This is a genomic window from Synechococcus sp. R55.2 (assembly GCF_047462075.1).
In the GTDB taxonomy this organism is placed as follows: Bacteria; Cyanobacteriota; Cyanobacteriia; order Thermostichales; family Thermostichaceae; genus Thermostichus.
The window spans coordinates 1-1,467 of sequence record NZ_JANSIH010000021.1; the positions used below are offsets into that span (position 1 = coordinate 1).

General features: G+C 54.6%; 1 protein-coding gene. It reads right to left on the bottom strand.

Going from position 1 to position 1,467, the window contains the following annotated elements; all coding sequences use genetic code 11:
* A partial coding sequence (locus NW838_RS00730; RefSeq protein ID WP_414427304.1) for a DEAD/DEAH box helicase occupies window positions 1-1,233 on the bottom strand: 1,233 nt, incomplete at its 3' end.
* Between the last annotated feature and the right edge of the window lie 234 nt (window positions 1,234-1,467).

The window sequence follows — 1,467 nt, forward strand, 5'->3', positions numbered from 1 at the left end:
CCGGCTGCGCAATTGTGCTTCCTTTAGCTTCCGCTGCAGTCTCTCTCGTCTTCGCAGCAAGGATTGGTAGATCGCTTCTGGAGAAGAGGCTAGCCGACGTTGCAGGATGGTTAAAGCAAAACCGACCGTCCTTTTGCGGCTACCTTGCTCTAAAGCTTCCGCGCGGTTAAACTCTTCGCGCACGTAATCGGTCACTTCCTTATAGAGCCTGGCTTCCAGGTCAGACAAGACGTACTGGACGGTGTAAGCTCGCCGTTCGGGAAAGAGAGGCTTGCCATCGAACTTGAGCAGGTCTTCTTTCACCAGCCGCCGCATCAAATCCGAGGCATCACAGGTATGAACTCCATCTCGGAATCTCCCCTCAAAGCGATCCCCATCCAGCAAAGCCAAAAAAAGCTGAAAGTCTTCTTCTCTACCGTTGTGGGGAGTGGCTGTCATCAGTAAAAAGTGGCGTGTTAGCTGCGAGAGCAACTTGCCCAGCTTGTAACGCTTGGTTTCTTTGATTTCTCCCCCAAAGAAGGATGCGGAGAGTTTGTGGGCCTCATCAACAATAACCAGATCCCAATCAGTTTGCCTCAGTTTCTCCTGCAGGGCCTCATCTCGGCTGAGCTTATCGAGGCGGGCAATGAGAAGAGGTATCTCCAGGAAAGGGTTGCCAGTTCGGGCGGCTTGAATGCGATCGTTGGTCAAGATCTCAAAGGGCAAATGAAACTTTTGCACCATCTCATCTTGCCACTGCAGCGTTAGACTCCCCGGGCAAACGATGAGACAGCGGTGCAAGTCACCTCGAATCAATAGCTCTCTAACCAAAAGCCCTGCCATGATGGTTTTGCCGGCACCTGGGTCATCGGCCAGCAAAAACCGCAGCGGCTGCCGCGTGAGCATTTCCCCATAGACGGCGCTGATCTGGTGGGGCAGGGGTTCTACCAGAGAGGTGTGAACGGCCAGCAAGGGATCAAACAGGTGCGCCAGCCGAATCCGATAGGCCTCTGAAGCTAGGCGAAATAAGGCGCCGTCTCCCTCGAAGTTGCCAAGGGATCCCTCGGCTACCACCTCTAGGGTTGGCTCTTTATCCCGAAACAGAAGCTCTGAATGGAGACGCCCCTGAGTGTCTTTGTAGATGGCCTCGATGGTGCTGCTGCCGTACCACCTCACACTCACGATGGCAACGGTTTGATTGGGCAGGATCCCTTTGACCTTGGCGCCAGGGGTGAGATCTTCCAGTCGAGCCATAAACTGCGGGTTTCCAGAGCTGCGAGCGGAGCCTGTTCCAGCTCCCCATTGCTATGTTGCGCTCACTTCCAGCTCTTTTCCCACAGCAAAAGTCCCCTTCTTCCATAAAAGGAGACAGCAGTTTGGAGTTGGCAAGCGGCTTCACGACGGTTTTAAGCCGGTTTTAAGTCCTCCTATCAGGGATCCCTGTGGGCAGCCAGAATGGCCTGAGCAGCCAGGTGGCCGGAGAGGGTG